This is a genomic window from Mesorhizobium sp. WSM4819 (assembly GCF_055811215.1).
The window spans coordinates 41,748-57,176 of sequence record NZ_JBVVQO010000005.1; the positions used below are offsets into that span (position 1 = coordinate 41,748).

Here is a 15,429-nt window from a genome sequence, read left to right on the forward strand (position 1 = left end):
GTGTCGTCCATGGCCCTTACCAACAGTGGTAGTGAGGCAGAACCAGTCGAACAATCCAGCCATCCTGAGGTCGAAAAGCACAGCACCAAGGTCCTGATGCTGGGCGCTCTCGGCGTGGTCTATGGCGATATCGGCACCAGCCCTATTTATGCGCTTCGCGAAGCACTGCATGCTTCGTCGGGCACCGATCCGCGCAGTGCCGTTCTGGGCATTCTGTCGCTGATCGTCTGGGCACTGACGATTATCGTGACCATAAAGTATGTCGCCTTCGTGCTTCGGGCGGATAACAAGGGTGAGGGCGGTACCCTGTCGCTTATGGCGCTGGCCCGGAAAGCCTATCCGGCTGGCTCCGGCATCATTCTTGTCATCGGTCTGTGCGGAGCCGCACTGTTTTTCGGCGACGCGATCATAACGCCGGCCATTTCGGTGCTGTCAGCGGTGGAAGGGCTGAGCGTCGTGACCCCGGCGTTCGATCCATATGTGGTTCCCATTACATTGGTGATTCTTGCCGTCCTGTTTGCCGTGCAGCGCTTCGGGACCGGCAGAGTGGCCTCGGTTTTCGGGCCGGTGACAGCGCTCTGGTTTCTGGCGATCGGCATTGCCGGATTGGTGCACATTAGCGACGATCCGTCGGTGCTTTTGGCAATCAACCCCTACTATGCCGTCGCCTACCTTGCCGAGGCCAAAGCGGGCGCGTTTCTCACCGTCGGCGCGGTTTTTCTGGCGGTTACCGGTGCCGAAGCGCTTTACGTCGATCTCGGACATTTCGGTCGCCGTCCAATCGTGCTGGCGTGGTTCTGGATCGTCTTTCCCTGCCTGCTGCTCAGCTATTTTGGGCAAGGCGCGTTCGTTCTTGCCCATGGCGGCGTGCCCGACAATCCGTTTTTCCAGATGCTGCCGGATTGGGCACTGATACCGATGGTCGGGCTCGCAACAGCAGCGACTGTCATCGCCAGTCAAGCCGTTATCTCCGGGGCGTTTTCGCTGACCCGGCAAGCGGTGCAGCTCAATCTTCTGCCCAGAATCGAAGTTCAGCATACTTCCGAGATGCAACTCGGCCAGATTTACATGCCGCGCGTGAACCTCCTTCTCGCGCTCGGCGTCATGCTGCTGGTCGTCGGCTTTGGCAGTTCGAGTTCGCTCGCTTCCGCCTATGGAATTTCGGTGACAGGCGAGATGCTGATGACGACGATTTTGCTGTTCGTGGTGATGCGGTGGCAATGGAAATGGCAGACCGCGTTGGCTGCGGCGCTGGCGCTGCTGTTTGGCACGATAGACACCGGCTTCTTCTTGGCAAACATCGTGAAATTCTTGGAAGGCGGATGGGTTTCAATCGCCGTGGCCTGCATCATGGGGTTGATCATGGGGACCTGGATACGCGGCAGCCGCTATCTGTTCGACAAGACGCGCAGGAACGAGATTCCGCTCGATTTCCTTGCCGCCAATTTGTTGAAGAAGAAACCGCAGCTGGTGTCCGGTACGGCCGTGTTCCTGACCAGCGATCCGGTCAGCGCGCCGACCGCGCTGATGCACAGTCTGAAGCACTACAAGGTGCTGCACGAACAGAACGTCATCCTCTCGGTGGTGACGGCGCAGCAGCCTGTCGTGCCCGACAGTGACCGGGTCAAGATGGAAACGATCAACGATCTGTTCATGCGGGTGACACTGACCTTCGGCTACATGGAACAGCCCAACATTCCGCGTGCGCTGGCGATCTGCCGCAAGCAGGGCTGGAAGTTCGACATCATGACGACCTCCTTCTTCCTGTCGCGGCGCTCGCTCAAGGCGTCACCCAATTCCGGCATGCCGGTGTGGCAGGACAAGCTGTTCATCGGCTTGGCGCGCACGGCAGCCGATGCGACGGAGTATTTCCAGATCCCGACTGGACGTGTGGTCGAGATCGGAACGCAGGTGGCGATTTAGGGGCGGCGCGAATACTGAGCCGTTGCGATCCTTCGCGCCCCCCTCTGTCCTGCCGGACATCTCCCCCACAAGGGGGGAGATCGGCAGCTTCGGCCTTACAGCCTTCCTGCGACGCTGAAGATTGGCGAAAACCTCGTGACGGCCAATCTCCCCCCGTGTGGGGGAGATGTCCGGCAGGACAGAGGGGGGTGCTGTCCCGCCGGCCTTGGCAGTCCGGCACTCTATTCCGACTTCAGCCGGCCAGCGCTGCCTTGTTCGCTTCAAGAAACTGCTTCAGCGATTGCGGCTTCCTGCCCGACAGTGTCTCGATCGCGTCGGTCACCATGCCGATGCGGCCGGAGCGCGTGTTGGTGTCGAAGGACGTGACGATTGGGGCAAAGCCCTCGGGAACGCCGGCAGCCTTCAGGCCCTCGGTCAACGCCTCGTCCGAAAGCTGGACGACCTCGATCGGCTTGCCGGTGACGTCGGTCACCAGGGCCGCGATCTCGGCGACGGTATGGGCCTGCGGACCGGTCAGCGTGTATGTCGTGCTTTCGCTGGAGCCCGAGGCAAGGCCGGCAGCGATCGCCGCGGCCATGTCGTCGCGGGCGCCATGGGCGATGCGGCCGTCGGCCGCGGATGTATACCAGTGTCCCGAGGCAATGGCGTGCGGCAGCGACATGAACAGGTTCTCCTGATACCAGCCGTTGCGGAAAATCGTGTAGGGGATGCCGCTCGCCTTGATCGCCTGCTCGGTCCCGTAATGATCGCCCGCAAACAGCACCGGCGATCCCGGCTCAGGATTGGGCATCGAGGTGTAGAGCAGATGCGAAACGCCAGCCTGCCGCGCGGCTGCGACGGCATTTTCGTGCTGCTTGAGGCGCTTGCCCCCAAGGTCGAGCTCGCCGGTCGAGACGATCAGGATCCTGTCGGCGCCCTTGAATGCTTCGACAAGCGATGCCGTGTCATCGAAATCGGCTTGCCTGATGATGACGCCGCACGCTGCCAGCTCGGCGAGGTTTTCCGGATTGCGGGTGGCGGCGATGATCCGTGAGGGCGGAACCTTGAGCGTGTCCAGCAGATGATCGACGACGCCGCGGCCAAGCTGGCCGGAGGCGCCGGTGACGAGAAGGGTATCGGTCATGGGAAGTCCTGTCGTTGCGCCGGAGCGGCGGGTGCTTGTATAAGTCTCAAAAAGAGACCAGCACTAAAATAGGAATTGACCGACCCTCGTAAAGAAGGCAGTTTTGCGGGAGGTAGGCAGGCGCAGGGAACCAGCGATGGACAGCAAAGTCATCAGTCTGAAGTCGAAGCTCGAGATTTACAAAGCGTGCAGCGGCGGGGGCAACATTGCCGACTGTCCGGTGCGCGACGTGATCCAGGGCATCAGCAACAAATGGAGTTCGCTGCTGATGATGGCGCTGGCCGAAAAGCCGTACCGGTTCGGCGAATTGCGGCGGCTGGTGCCCGACATTTCCCAGCGCATGCTCACCCAGACGCTGCACGATTTGCAGCGCGACGGTTATGTCCATCGCGAGGTCTTCCCGACCAAGCCGCCGAGCGTCGAATACAGTCTGACCGATCTCGGACGCTCGATGTTCGGGCCCCTGCATCAGCTGCTCCAATGGGCCGAGCTCAATCATGGCGCGGTGCGCGCTGCGCGGAACGCTTTCGACGCCGCCGAGACCTAACTATCGATACCAGGAGCGATGGCTTGATTTGCCGATAGCGCTGAAGGATTGTCCGGCCTGGGCGAGACGATTCGGCGGCAATGGGCAATTCTCTGGACATCGCGATTGCCGGCGCCGGCCCGGCCGGGCTGGCCGCGGCGCTCTATCTGAAGCGTGCCGGGCATCGGGTCACTATCTTCGAGCGCTTCGACGAGCCAAAGCCGGTCGGGTCCGGGCTGATCCTGCAGCCGACCGGGCTGACGGTGCTTGCCGTTCTTGGTGTGCTCGCCGACATCCTGGCGCTGGGCAGCCGCATCGACCGCCTGCATGGCGCCGACGCGAAAACCGGCCGCACCGCGCTCGACGTCCGCTATGCTGCGCAGCGCCGCAGTCGTTTCGGGCTGGCGGTGCACCGGGGCGGCCTTGTTCGGCGTGCTTTTCCGCGCCGTCCGGCGCGAGGCGATCGCCATCGAAACCGGCGTCGAGCTCGAGACGCTGGAAACCGGCGAACGGGCAACGCTGATCTGCGGCAACGGGCGAAGGATAGGGCCGTTCGATCTGGTCGTCGATGCCAGCGGTTCGCGCTCCAGATTGCGGCAGCGCGTAGGGAATTCGGGGGAGCCGCGGCCGCTCGCCTATGGCGCGTTCTGGGCGTCGCTCGGCTGGCGCGGCGACGGTTTCGACGAACACGCGCTGCTGCAGCGCTACGACGGAGCGAGCGTGATGATCGGCGTGCTGCCGATCGGCGCGCCGGAACCGGGCGCCGAGAAGATGGCGGCGTTCTTCTGGAGCGGACGCAGAGCAGGTCAGGGCGACAGGCCTCGACGCCTGGAAGGCGAGGGTGGTTCGGCTGTGGCCCGAATGCGAGGCGTTCACGCGCCAGATCGACAGTTTCGATCAGCTTTCGCTGGCGCGCTACGGCCATCACACGCTCAAGGTGCCGGCCGGACGGCGATGGGCGATCATCGGCGACGCGGCGCATTCGACCAGCCCGCAGCTCGGGCAAGGGGCGAACATGGCGCTGCTCGACGCGGCGGCGCTCAACTATGCGCTCATAGGAACGGATCGTGTCGATACGGCGCTGGAGGTCTATGTCCGGGCGCGGCGATGGCATGTCCGGGTCTTTCAGGCGCTGTCGCTGATGCTGACGCCGTTCTACCAGTCGGACTCGACCGTGATGCCGTTCGTCCGCGACAGGCTGGTGGCGTCGGTGGCAAAAATCCCGCCGGCGCCAAACATCCTTGCCTCGATGGTGGCTGGAACCGTGGTCGATCCGTTCAGGCGGATCGGTATCAAGGAAGCGCGGTGGCCGCCTCGCTGCGGCGGATGAGTTTCGAAAGGTGCGAACCCTTCGCTTGCAGGAATGCATGAAGGCGCTGTGGATAGTCCGGGGTGACGGCGTCCTTCACCGACTTGCGTTCGTGCAATCGCTTTCGCCAGGCCTCGACACGCGGCTTTCCGCTCAGGATGCCGAACGCGCCGATCCGATCGAAGGCGTCGAAATAGCGGAAGACTGGCCCATAGACTGCATCGACCAGTGAAAAGCGCTCGCCGGCAAACCATGGCCCAGCCCGGCCAGCCGCCAGTTCTATTTCGAGACGATCGAACATTGCCGACAGAGCTTCGCTTTCGGCAAGAAAGGCGGCCTCGGTCGGAGCGGAATAGAACCGACCAATGGCGTTGAGAATGGCCGAGCCGAACTCGATCCAGGCGCGATGCCGGGCGCGGACCAGCGGGTCGGCAGGATGCAGTGGGTTGGCCAGCGTTTCCTCGAGAAATTCGAGGATGACCGCCGATTCGAATATCACAGTTTCCTCGCCGTCCTGCTGCACGCGCAGCAGCGGTACCTTGCCGAGCGGCGATATCGCCTTGAACCAGGCCGGTTTTTTGGCGAGATCGATGGTGAGGCGTTCGAACGGCACGTCCTTTTCGCAGAGCGAGATCGCCGCGCGCTGTACATAGGGACAAAGGTGGTGGCTGACGAGAACGAGCTTGTCGGTCACCAGACCGCCCGTCTCCGGAATGTCGACGATCTCGCAGATTTCATGTTTCATGGCAGTGCCTTCCGATATAAATGCAGTTGCATCTATATAGATGCATTTGCATCCATTGGCAAGCTTGATGCAATTGCATCTATCGCCTATGCTGCATCATGACGGAGAATCCCTCGCCGGCGGCCATCAAAGCCTGGGCGCGCCTGATGCGCGTTTCGCGCCAGCTGCTGGAACGAGCCGAAGACGCGCTGAAGGACGCCGGCTTGCCGCCGCTTGCCTGGTACGACGTGCTGCATGAGCTTGCCGAAGCCGGCGAGGGCGGCTTGCGGCCGTTCCAGCTGATCGAGCGCACCCTGTTTGCGCAGTACAACGTCTCGCGGCTGCTGGCGCGGCTCGAAGCGGACGGGCTGGTCGAGAAGCTCAGGGTTGCCGATGACGGTCGCGGACAGACGGTCCGCATCACCGGCAAGGGGCGCGAGATGCGCCGCCGGATGTGGGCCGTCTACGGACAATCGATCGCCGAGCTGGTCGGCGCCAGGCTCTCCAATGATGATCTGGAAACCTTGTCGGCTCTGCTCGGACGGCTGCGTCATCCGGCGATGCCGGAGTGATGTGGTCCGGCTGGCGCTGAAGGTCGCTTGCAGCCGTCAGGCACTGCCCCAGAGGAATGCCAGTGCCGCCAGCACGCCAAGCATGACGCGAACCAGATGCAGATTGCCCCATTTGACGATCAGCGCCCGCGCCTGCGGATTGACGGCGGCCGCGTCCATCGCCTCCAGCAACCGGTTTGTCGGCATCATTGCGATCAGCGTCCATGGCCATGGCAGGATGATCAGCACCGCCCCCGTGAGATAGGCGAGACTGCCGGTCTGCCACCAGGCAACGACACCAAGAACACAGGCGACGACGGCAATCGACGCCTGCATGGCGGCGCCGCGCTTGTAGGAAGGCTGCCATTCCTGCAGCAGTGCACGGTCGTCGAGGCGAAGCCGCGCCGGCTGCTCGGCAACGCTGATATAGATGGCGGCGCCCGCGAAAGCGGCGGCAACAGTCAACGCAAGCAGGCCGGCGAGCATTTTTCTCTCCGCGACAGCCGGTCAAAAAGCGGAGATAGGGCTTGCCTCGGGTCCGGCAATACGTCATAGACACGCCGAACCGTAACGTACGGTACGGCCCTGGCCGCCGCTTTTATCGAGCAGGAAAAGAGTTTGTTGCAAGCAAGCGTCGACATCGACACCAGCGAAGCGCTGACCGAGCGGCAGAAAGCCGTGCTCGACGCCGCACTTCGGCTGCTGGTCGAGGAGGGCGATCAGTTGACCATGACCGCGGTGGCGCGGCGGGCAAGCTGTTCCAAGGAAACGCTCTACAAATGGTTCGGCGATCGCGACGGGCTGTTGACGGCAATTGTTCAATGGCAGGCCTCCAAGGTGCGGGTGGTGCCGGTCGACGGCAAGGGGCTTACCCTTGCTTCGCTGACGGTGAGCCTCGCACGTTTCGCTTCGGACTGGCTCAAGGTGATTTCGAGCGACACATCGATCGCGCTGAACCGCGTCGCCATTGGCCGTGCCGGGTCGGGGAACGACGATCTTGGCGCCATCGTGCTGGAGAACGGGCGATTCGCGCTGGCCCGGCGCCTGAAGCCGGTGCTGGAGGCCGGCCGGCAGGCCGGGCTTCTCGAGTTCTCGGATGCCGAAGCGGCATTCCGCACCTTTTTCGGGCTGGTCGCCCGCGACGTGCAGATCCGCCTGCTGCTCGGCGACCGGCTAAAATTGACTGATGCGGCGATTGGCGGCGATGCCGTCCGGGCGACGCAGCAGTTTCTCGCTCTTCACGGAGCAAAACCGGGCCGCAAGGCCTCTAGAGCCGGATGATTTCAGGTCAAGTCGACCTGAAATCTGAATCCGGCTCTAAATCAAAGAGATAGACCATGATGTCGTCCGAAACCGCTTCACACTTTTCGGCATCATGCTCTGAATTCAAAAACGGGAAGGAAGAAAAATGCGTGTCTATTACGATCGCGACGCCGATCTCAACCTGATCAAGGGCAAAAAGGTCGCCATCATCGGCTATGGCAGCCAGGGCCGGGCGCATGCGCTCAATCTCAAGGATTCTGGCGTTGGGGAAATCGCCATCGGCCTCAAGGCCGGCTCGGCGACCGCCCAAAAAGTCGAGGCCGACGGGCTCAAGGTGATGAGCGTGGCGGAAGCCGCCAAATGGGCCGACCTGATGATGATGGCGACGCCGGACGAGCTGCAGGCCGACATCTACAAATCCGAAATCGCGCCGAACATCCGCGATGGCGCGGCGATCGCCTTTGCCCACGGCCTCAACGTGCACTTTGGCCTGATCGAGCCAAAGGCCTCGGTCGACGTCGTCATGATCGCGCCGAAGGGGCCTGGCCACACGGTGCGCGGCGAATACCAGAAGGGCGGCGGCGTGCCGTGCCTGGTCGCGGTCAACCAGGATGCTTCGGGCAATGCACTTGATCTCGCTCTGTCCTATGCCTGCGGCGTCGGCGGCGGCCGTTCGGGCATCATCGAGACCAATTTCCGCGAGGAATGCGAAACCGATCTGTTCGGCGAGCAGGTTGTCCTGTGCGGCGGCCTGGTCGAGCTGATCCGCGCCGGTTTCGAGACGCTGGTGGAAGCCGGCTACGCGCCGGAAATGGCCTATTTCGAGTGCCTGCACGAGGTCAAGCTGATCGTCGACCTGATCTACGAAGGCGGCATCGCCAACATGAACTACTCGATCTCGAACACCGCCGAATGGGGCGAATATGTTTCGGGCCCGCGCATCATCACCGCCGAGACCAAGGCCGAGATGAAGCGCGTGCTGAAGGATATCCAGACCGGCAAGTTCACCTCGGAATGGATGCAGGAGTATCGTGCCGGCATGTCGCGCTTCAAGGGCATCCGCCGCAACAACGACAGCCATCAGATCGAGGAAGTCGGCGCCAAGCTGCGCGCGATGATGCCGTGGATTTCGAAGAACAAGCTGGTCGACAAGGCCAAGAACTGATCGAAATCCACGTTCGTTTCCTTGCGCGTCCTCGGGCTTCGCCCTGCGGGCGCGCGGGAGATTTCGAAGAACAAGCTGGTCGACAAGGCCAAGAACTGATCGAAATCCGCAATTCAGGAAAAAGCCGGCGGAGCGCTCCGCCGGCTTTTTACATGAAGGCCGTGTGGTTGGCTGGTTGGAGAATGCGGTTCAGGGGATTTAGCCGTAGTGCCAGGAGGGCTTTGGCTCGGTGCCGGTGAACATCACGCCGATGCGGTCCTCGCGGCGCCAGCGGACCACTGCCTTGTAGGCGATGCCGTCGGTCGGCACATAGAGCAGGAACTCGTCGGGCACGCGAGCGTCGATCGAGACCATCAATTCGGCGCCGCCGTCATGCATGTTGCGCACCGTGCAGGTGACCTCGGACCTGGTGATGCCGGTCAGGATCGTCGCGCCCTTGAAGACGCGCTGCCTGCGTTTGTCCCTGTTTTCGTCTTCAGCCATCGCGCATAATCCCTGGTGCGATCGGCAGGATAATTAGGCCCGCCTGATAAACATAGCGTTATCGTCGCGCAGAAAAGGACGCAAAGGGCTTCAGAAGAAGGTGGGTCAGATGAAAAACGGCGCCGCGAGGGAGCGGCGCCGTTGGAGTTCATCAGTCGCACCACTCAGCTATAGGGCGACCAGCACTGCTGGCGCGGACCGCCATAGGGCTGGAACGTGTTGTCCCAGGCGCGATAGGACCGGTAGCGATCGTAGCACCAGCGGACATGGGCGCTGGAAAGCCGCTCCGTGCGATACTGACGCCGAGGCGGGTAGTAGCGCGGCTCATAATAGCTCGGCCCGCTATAATAGTTGTAGGCGGGCAGCCCGAGACCCAGGCCGAAATAGATCGCGGAATCATTGAAGTGACGGCGGTGATGACGACGGTGGCGCCAGCGCCGGTCGTCGTGGTCACGCCATCTCCAGGCTTCGTCGCGACCGCGCCATCTCCGATCATTGCCACCGCGCCACTCCCGGCCGCCCTGCCGATTGCGCCAGCGCCATTCGCTCCGCCTGTCGTTGCCGCCGGCCCAGCTTTCGCGGACAGGCACAATCTCGGGGGCGACGGCGTTGGCCGGCATCGGCAGCACGGGTTTGGCAATTGGCCCGGCGAACGCGGGGGCCGACAGGCCGGCCATCAGACCCAGAGCCAGCAGCCCGGATCTGACAGAAAAAGAAAAGAGCGGGTTCATTGCACTCTCCAAGAGATCTCAGGCCCCACGCCCGGCGATGAAGAATGTCATTCATGCAGCTTCGCGCCTGAACGGAGGATGAACGGAAAGGTTTCGTCAACCATGACCGGCAGGGGCGGGCCCTTGTTTTCGGCCGCGCTTGTGGGCAAAGGTCACCGCCATGTCGCTGCGCCTCGCCACCTTCAATGTCGAAAACCTGATGAACAGGTTCGATTTTTCCGGATACCGCAACCAGCTCAACGAGGATCGCACGCTGGCGCTCTTCGACATCCAGAGCGAGGCCGAATACAAGATGCTGGAGCAGGCGCGGGCGATCGCGCAATCCGACGATACGCGCCAGCTGACGGCATTGGCCATCGCCGCCACCCGCGCCGACATCATCTGCATGCAGGAGGTCGACAATATCGAGGCGCTGAAGGCTTTCGAACACGGCTATCTGTTCAGGATGGTCGGGCATGGCTACCGCCAGAAATACACCACCGCCGGCAATGATTCGCGCGGCATCGACGTCGCCGTGATGATGCGCAACGAGACCGCGCAGGCCCAGCCGATCGAATTCGTGCGCATGACAAGCCACGCCTATGTCACGTTCGAGCAGTTCGGCCTGCACACGCCGGAACTGGCAGCGTTCGGGCATCAGGCCAACCAGCGCATCTTCCGGCGCGACTGCCTGGAAATCGACCTGACCGTCGGCGGCGTGCCGCTGACGCTCTATCTGGTGCATTTCAAGTCGATGGGCTCGCCCCGCAACGGCCTCGATGGGCGCCAGGCGACAATGCCGCTGCGCATCGCCGAGGCGCAAGCGGTGCGCCGGATCATCGAGGAGCGTTTCGGTGGGGATCACGCCGCCGACAAATATTGGGCGATCTGCGGCGACATGAACGACTATCGGCAGCGCGTGAAGATCTCCGGCGACGCCTTTGACGGCTACCGCTTCGAGGTGATCGACGAGAGCCAGTCCTGCCTCAACGTGCTCACCGCCGGCGGCTTTTGCGAGAATGCGGTCGAGCGGCGCCCGGAAATGGACCGCTGGACCTTGTACCATACGCGCGGGCCGCAGGAGCGGCATCTGTGCCAGCTCGACTACATCCTGTTGTCGAAGGCACTGGCAGCCAGGAACGCGACCGCCGTTCCCGACATCATCCGCAACGGCCAGCCCTGGCGCACGATCTTTCCGGCAGGCCAGGAGGTGGACCGGTTTCCGCGTTGCGGCTGGGACCGGCCGAAGGCGTCGGACCACTGTCCTGTGGCGATCACCCTTGAAATGACCTGAGGATCGTTTTCGTTGAGCTTCGACCTGCCGCGCAACATCATCCTTCCGGTCGACGCCGTCGACGTCAGGCTCGACCCCGGCCCGCATCCGTTCGAACGCGACAATGCGCAAGCGATCGCCGAGAATTGGCGGCGCGAGACCGCAGCCAACCCGGCGCTGTTCGACGGCACCGTGGTGCTGCTTTCGGCGCTCCGCTATCGCGACAGCAGCCTCGTCGGCCGCTGTCATGCGGTGCGCTACTCGACCTTCATGCTTTGGCGCGGCAATCGCCAGGTGGCGGGGGCCGAGCACGCCTATGCCCATGCCATGCTGGTCGCCGGCGACAATGCGCTGGTGGCGATCCGCATGGCGTCGCACACCGTCAATGCCGGTCGCGTCTACTTCGCCGCCGGCTCGTTCGAGCCAACCGATTTCCGCGACGGCCTTGTCGATGTCGACTTCAACATGATCCGCGAGGTGCGGGAAGAAACCGGCCTCGACCTTGCCGGCGCGGCGCGCGGCAGGCGCTACTATGCCCTGTCGACGGCAACCGGCACGGTGATCTTTCGCCGCTATCGCGAGATTGCATCCGCCGACGAGGTCGCGCAGCGCATCAGCGCCTTTGTCGCCACCGAGGCAGAGCCGGAGATCGACGGGCCTGTCATCATCCGCAGTGCCGATGACCTGCCGGACGGGCTGATGTCGCACATGAAGCCACTGATCGAGTGGCATTTTGCCGGCGAGGGATAGTTTGTCGACAGGAGTTTGCCGACAGGGGTTAACGACGCATTTTGTTCTCGATGGTTTTGCGGTCGTTGCGGGCGGCGACGAAAAACAGGATGACGCCGATACCCAGCAGCGCACCCATCGTCGTTCCCATCGTCTGACCGACAACCTGCTGGAAATCGGCGGTGACATGATCGGGGTTGGCCATGCCATAGCTGGCCAAGTACCACCAAAGCCCCGCCAATGCGGCCTCGATGATCACCGTCACCAAAGCCACTCGCTCTTTCTTGCTCATCCCACTATTCCCCCCATATCCCCAAGGCGATTGCTAGCACCGCGGGCTGTTCCGCGACAGGGGCAGGGCGACGGCCGCGCCAAAATTTTGGGGACATCTGAAGGCGACGCACGCTGCGCCGCGCTATTCATGCCTCAGCGCGTCGATCGGATCGAGCCGCGCGCCGCGCAGCGCCGGGAAGAAGCCGAACACCATGCCGATCAGCGCCGAGAAGCCGACGGCGAGCAGGATCACCGCCGGGCTTGGCGCAAACGGGATCGCCAGCGTCAGCGAGGCGAGGCCGGCCAGCGCCAGGCCGATCAGGATGCCGATGATGCCGCCGAGCAGCGACAGCACGGTGGCCTCGACCAGGAACTGGATGAGGATGTGCTTTTCATGCGCGCCGATGGCCAGCCTTATGCCGATCTCGCGGGTACGCTCGGTCACCGACACCAGCATGATGTTCATGATGCCGATGCCGCCGACCAACAGGCTGACGCCGGCGACCGCTCCCAGCATGCCGGTCATCGTCGTGGTGGCGCTCGCCATGGCGTCGGCGATCTGGGTCATGTCGCGTATCGAGAAGTCGTCTTCGCGGTCCGGCGGGATGCGGCGTGCATCGCGCAAGATGTCCTCGACGCGCGGCAGCAGCTCGGTGGTCGCCGTCCCGTCGTCGGCGGCGACGTAGATCGAGTCGATGTCGCGGTTGCCGGCGATGCGGCGCTGGTAGGCGGCGAGCGGCATCAGCACGACATTGTCCTGGTCCTGGCCGAAGCCGGTATAGCCTTTTGGCTCGAGCAGGCCGATGATCTTGCACGAGGTGCGGTTGACGCGAATGATCTCGCCTTCGGGGTCGCCGGCGCCGAAGAACTGCTGGCGCACGGTTTCGCCGATCAGGCAGACGCCGGTGCCCGAGCGGATTTCCGAATCGCTGAACGGTCGGCCCGAGATCAGCTTCCAGTCGCGCGCATCGAGATAGGCGCTGTCGGTGCCGGTGACACCCGACGTCAGGCTTTCGGTGCCTGATATGACGCGGACCTGCTTTTGCGAGGCGGGCGAGATGGCGCGGGCGCCGCTCAAATGTGCGACAAGCGCGGCAAGTTCCTTGCTGCCGAGCGGACGTGTGGCCTGGTCGAGCCCTCCCGGTCCGCCGGGCCCGGCCGGGCGGCCGGGGCGGACAACCAGCAAATTGCTGCCGAGCTTGGAAATGTCGGCCTTTACCTTTTCGGTGGTGCCCGAGCCGATGGTGAGCATGGCGATGACGGCGGCAACGCCGATGACGATGCCGAGCAGCGTCAGAAACGAGCGCAGCACATTGCGGCGCACCGAAAGCAGCGAGAGGCGGACGGTTTCCCAGATCATGGTTACACCACCTCGAGGTTCATGGCATCGGAGGCGACGTGGCCGTCGAGGAAGCGAATTGTGCGCTCGGCATAAGCAGCGACATCGGCCTCGTGGGTGACCATGGCGATGGTCAGGCCAAGCTCGGTGTTCAGCCGCGTCAGCAGCTCCATGATCTCGTGCGTACGTGCGGTGTCGAGATTGCCGGTCGGCTCGTCGGCGACGAGCAGCGTCGGCCTGGTGACGATGGCGCGTGCGATCGCCACGCGCTGCTGCTGGCCGCCGGAGAGCTCGGCCGGCGTGTGGTGCTCGCGGCCGACAAGCCCGACCTCGGCCAGCGCCTTCATGGCGAGGTCGTGACGCTCGCGGGCGGCGACGCCGCGATAGATCAGCGGCAGTTCGACATTCTCCACCGCGGTGGTGCGCGGCAGGAGATTGTAGCCCTGGAAAACGAAGCCGACATAGAGATTGCGCAGCATGGCGCGGCGGTTGCGGTCGAGGCGGCCAGCATCGATGCCCATGAAGCTGTAGGTTCCGGCCGTCGGTGTGTCGAGGCAGCCGATGATGTTCATCGCCGTCGACTTGCCCGAGCCGGACGGACCCATGATGGCGACGAATTCACCGCTGCGGATGGCAAGATCGACGCCAGCCAGCGCATGCACCGTGGCCTCGCCCTGGCCATAGCTTTTCCAGACCTTGTCGAAGGTGATGAGCAGCGAGCCTGACATGATTTCAGCTCCGCTGCTGCGCTGCGGTGATGACTTGCGCACCTTCTGCGAGACCGGAGGTGATCTCGGTCAGCTCGCCATCGGTGGAGCCGACCTTGACGTTGACCGGCCGGGGCCGGCCGTTCTCCAGCACGTAGAGCGTGCGCGAACCGTCGGTGGGCTGCGCCGTCGCCTGGCGCTGGCGGTTGCCGCGTGGACGGCCCATACGGCCCGTGAACAGGTCGCTCAGGCTCCACGCTCGGGCAGCAGATACCGCCGGCCGGTAGCGGAAAGCTGTCGACGGCACGGTGAGCACGCCCTTGGCCTGCCTGGTGACGACCGAAACGGTGGCAGTCATCCCGGGCCGCAACAGAAGCTCGTTGTTGTCGACCTCGAACCGCGCGTCGTAGGTGACGACGCCGTCGGTGGTGACCGAAGCATAGGAGATGTCGCGGATCTCGGCATCGAACGGCCGCTCGGGAAAGGCGTCGACGGTGAAGCGGGCATGCTGGCCGGGCTTGACCGCGCCGATGTCGGCCTCGTCGACCGCTGCCTTCAACTCCATGTTCCTCAGGTCGGCGGCGATGACGAACAGCACCGGCGCTTGCAGCGAGGAGGCAACCGTCTGGCCGGGATCGACCGAGCGCGTCAGAACGATGCCGTCGATGGGCGCATAGATGGTGCTTTTGGCGAAGTCCGTCTGCTGCGCCTTGAGATCGGCATTGGCGATGGCCAGATTGGCTTTGGCGCTGTCGAGCGCTGCCTTTGAGCGGTCGCGCGTCGCTGTCGCCGCTTCAAGCGACTGGTCAGTCGCCATGCCGCGCTTGGTGAGCGCCGCCGCGCGCGCAACCGCCCTTTCGTTTTCGGTGAGGGTTACGATGGCGGTCTCGACATTGGCGGCCGCCGCCTTGGCGGAAGCCTCGGCACGCTCGATCTGCACCTCCAGCTTGGCGGTGTCGAGCGCCGCCAGCACATCGCCCTGCTTCACCTGCTGGTTCTCGTTGACCGCGACCGAGCGGACGACGCCGGACAGTTCGCTCGAAATGTCGACCTGGGTGAGGGGCTGCAGCGTGCCGGTCGCCGATACTTCGACCGTGAGATCGGCGACAGCGGCCGGCACAGTGGTATAGTCGATCTTGGCGGGAGACGCGGCATACCATTGGTACCCCGCCAGGCTTGCGGCGACGACGACCAGCACAAGCAGGCCATAAAGCCAGCCGCGACGCCGTTTCTTCTTCAGACCCAGGCGGTCGAGCCCGAGTGCCGTCTTTATGTCGGAAGTGGATTCCGTCTTTGGCAGATTGACAATCTGGTCCACGCCGGACCCCTAT

Annotated in this window: 16 protein-coding genes and 1 pseudogene; 8 read left to right on the forward strand and 9 right to left on the reverse strand. The window is 63.5% G+C overall.

What is annotated here, in order from left to right:
- The first annotated feature begins 9 nt into the window (after positions 1 to 9).
- A complete protein-coding gene (locus AC0L18_RS06730) occupies positions 10 to 1,923 on the forward strand; it encodes a potassium transporter Kup (RefSeq protein WP_091594259.1) in 1,914 nt (637 codons plus the stop codon).
- A 232-nt stretch (positions 1,924 to 2,155) separates the two neighbouring features.
- Here AC0L18_RS06730 and AC0L18_RS06735 read toward each other — a convergent pair whose 3' ends face one another.
- Positions 2,156 to 3,046 carry an SDR family oxidoreductase gene (locus AC0L18_RS06735; RefSeq protein ID WP_473491196.1) on the reverse strand — a complete coding sequence of 297 codons (891 nt, stop codon included), beginning with the start codon at positions 3,044 to 3,046 and terminating at the stop codon, positions 2,156 to 2,158.
- 136 nt (positions 3,047 to 3,182) lie between these two features.
- On the opposite strand from AC0L18_RS06735, the gene AC0L18_RS06740 reads away from it, so the two are divergent.
- Entirely contained in the window at positions 3,183 to 3,593 is a 411-nt protein-coding gene (locus AC0L18_RS06740) for a winged helix-turn-helix transcriptional regulator (RefSeq protein WP_473491198.1), read from the forward strand.
- An 80-nt stretch (positions 3,594 to 3,673) separates the two neighbouring features.
- Positions 3,674 to 4,902 (forward strand): annotated as a pseudogene (locus AC0L18_RS06745) (FAD-dependent oxidoreductase).
- Here AC0L18_RS06745 and AC0L18_RS06750 read toward each other — a convergent pair.
- Complete coding sequence (locus tag AC0L18_RS06750; protein WP_473491200.1) at positions 4,865 to 5,626, reverse strand: glutathione S-transferase family protein; 762 nt, start codon at positions 5,624 to 5,626, stop codon at positions 4,865 to 4,867. The pseudogene AC0L18_RS06745 and the gene AC0L18_RS06750 overlap by 38 nt on opposite strands.
- Before the next feature lie 98 nt (positions 5,627 to 5,724).
- Here AC0L18_RS06750 and AC0L18_RS06755 point away from each other — a divergent pair, with 98 nt between their 5' ends.
- Positions 5,725 to 6,177 (forward strand): MarR family winged helix-turn-helix transcriptional regulator, encoded by a 453-nt coding sequence (locus AC0L18_RS06755; protein WP_473491202.1) that lies wholly within the window; start codon positions 5,725 to 5,727, stop codon positions 6,175 to 6,177.
- A gap of 36 nt (positions 6,178 to 6,213) precedes the next feature.
- Here the strand turns inward: AC0L18_RS06755 and AC0L18_RS06760 are convergent, their stop codons facing one another.
- On the reverse strand, positions 6,214 to 6,642 hold the full coding sequence (locus AC0L18_RS06760; protein ID WP_473491203.1) for an anthrone oxygenase family protein: 429 nt from the start codon (positions 6,640 to 6,642) through the stop codon (positions 6,214 to 6,216).
- A gap of 132 nt (positions 6,643 to 6,774) precedes the next feature.
- Between AC0L18_RS06760 and AC0L18_RS06765 the strand changes: the two genes are divergently transcribed.
- Both AC0L18_RS06765 and ilvC read left to right on the forward strand, forming a co-directional pair.
- The gene (locus tag AC0L18_RS06765) at positions 6,775 to 7,437 is read left to right on the forward strand and encodes a TetR/AcrR family transcriptional regulator (protein WP_473491204.1); all 663 of its coding nucleotides are present in this window, start codon (positions 6,775 to 6,777) and stop codon (positions 7,435 to 7,437) included.
- A gap of 127 nt (positions 7,438 to 7,564) precedes the next feature.
- On the forward strand, positions 7,565 to 8,584 hold the full coding sequence (gene ilvC / locus AC0L18_RS06770) for a ketol-acid reductoisomerase (RefSeq protein ID WP_473491206.1): 1,020 nt from the start codon (positions 7,565 to 7,567) through the stop codon (positions 8,582 to 8,584).
- 198 nt (positions 8,585 to 8,782) lie between these two features.
- Here the strand turns inward: ilvC and AC0L18_RS06775 are convergent, their stop codons facing one another.
- Entirely contained in the window at positions 8,783 to 9,067 is a 285-nt protein-coding gene (locus AC0L18_RS06775; RefSeq protein WP_473491208.1) for a PilZ domain-containing protein, read from the reverse strand.
- A gap of 164 nt (positions 9,068 to 9,231) precedes the next feature.
- Positions 9,232 to 9,798 (reverse strand): BA14K family protein, encoded by a 567-nt coding sequence (locus tag AC0L18_RS06780; protein ID WP_473491209.1) that lies wholly within the window; start codon positions 9,796 to 9,798, stop codon positions 9,232 to 9,234.
- Positions 9,799 to 9,958: 160 nt separating this feature from the next.
- On the opposite strand from AC0L18_RS06780, the gene AC0L18_RS06785 reads away from it, so the two are divergent.
- Positions 9,959 to 11,071 carry an endonuclease/exonuclease/phosphatase family protein gene (locus tag AC0L18_RS06785; protein WP_473491210.1) on the forward strand — a complete coding sequence of 371 codons (1,113 nt, stop codon included), beginning with the start codon at positions 9,959 to 9,961 and terminating at the stop codon, positions 11,069 to 11,071.
- A gap of 12 nt (positions 11,072 to 11,083) precedes the next feature.
- Entirely contained in the window at positions 11,084 to 11,800 is a 717-nt protein-coding gene (locus tag AC0L18_RS06790; RefSeq protein WP_473491211.1) for a hypothetical protein, read from the forward strand.
- A gap of 28 nt (positions 11,801 to 11,828) precedes the next feature.
- Here AC0L18_RS06790 and AC0L18_RS06795 read toward each other — a convergent pair whose 3' ends face one another.
- The 4 genes from AC0L18_RS06795 to AC0L18_RS06810 all read right to left on the reverse strand — a co-directional run bounded on the left by AC0L18_RS06795 (position 11,829) and on the right by AC0L18_RS06810 (position 15,416).
- A complete protein-coding gene (locus tag AC0L18_RS06795; RefSeq protein ID WP_473491212.1) occupies positions 11,829 to 12,071 on the reverse strand; it encodes a hypothetical protein in 243 nt (80 codons plus the stop codon).
- A gap of 123 nt (positions 12,072 to 12,194) precedes the next feature.
- Positions 12,195 to 13,412: an ABC transporter permease gene (locus tag AC0L18_RS06800; protein WP_473491213.1), complete on the reverse strand. Its 1,218-nt coding sequence runs from the start codon at positions 13,410 to 13,412 to the stop codon at positions 12,195 to 12,197.
- Between the two features lie 2 nt (positions 13,413 to 13,414).
- Positions 13,415 to 14,119: an ABC transporter ATP-binding protein gene (locus tag AC0L18_RS06805; protein ID WP_287138178.1), complete on the reverse strand. Its 705-nt coding sequence runs from the start codon at positions 14,117 to 14,119 to the stop codon at positions 13,415 to 13,417.
- A 4-nt stretch (positions 14,120 to 14,123) separates the two neighbouring features.
- Positions 14,124 to 15,416 carry an efflux RND transporter periplasmic adaptor subunit gene (locus AC0L18_RS06810; RefSeq protein ID WP_473491214.1) on the reverse strand — a complete coding sequence of 431 codons (1,293 nt, stop codon included), beginning with the start codon at positions 15,414 to 15,416 and terminating at the stop codon, positions 14,124 to 14,126.
- Between the last annotated feature and the right edge of the window lie 13 nt (positions 15,417 to 15,429).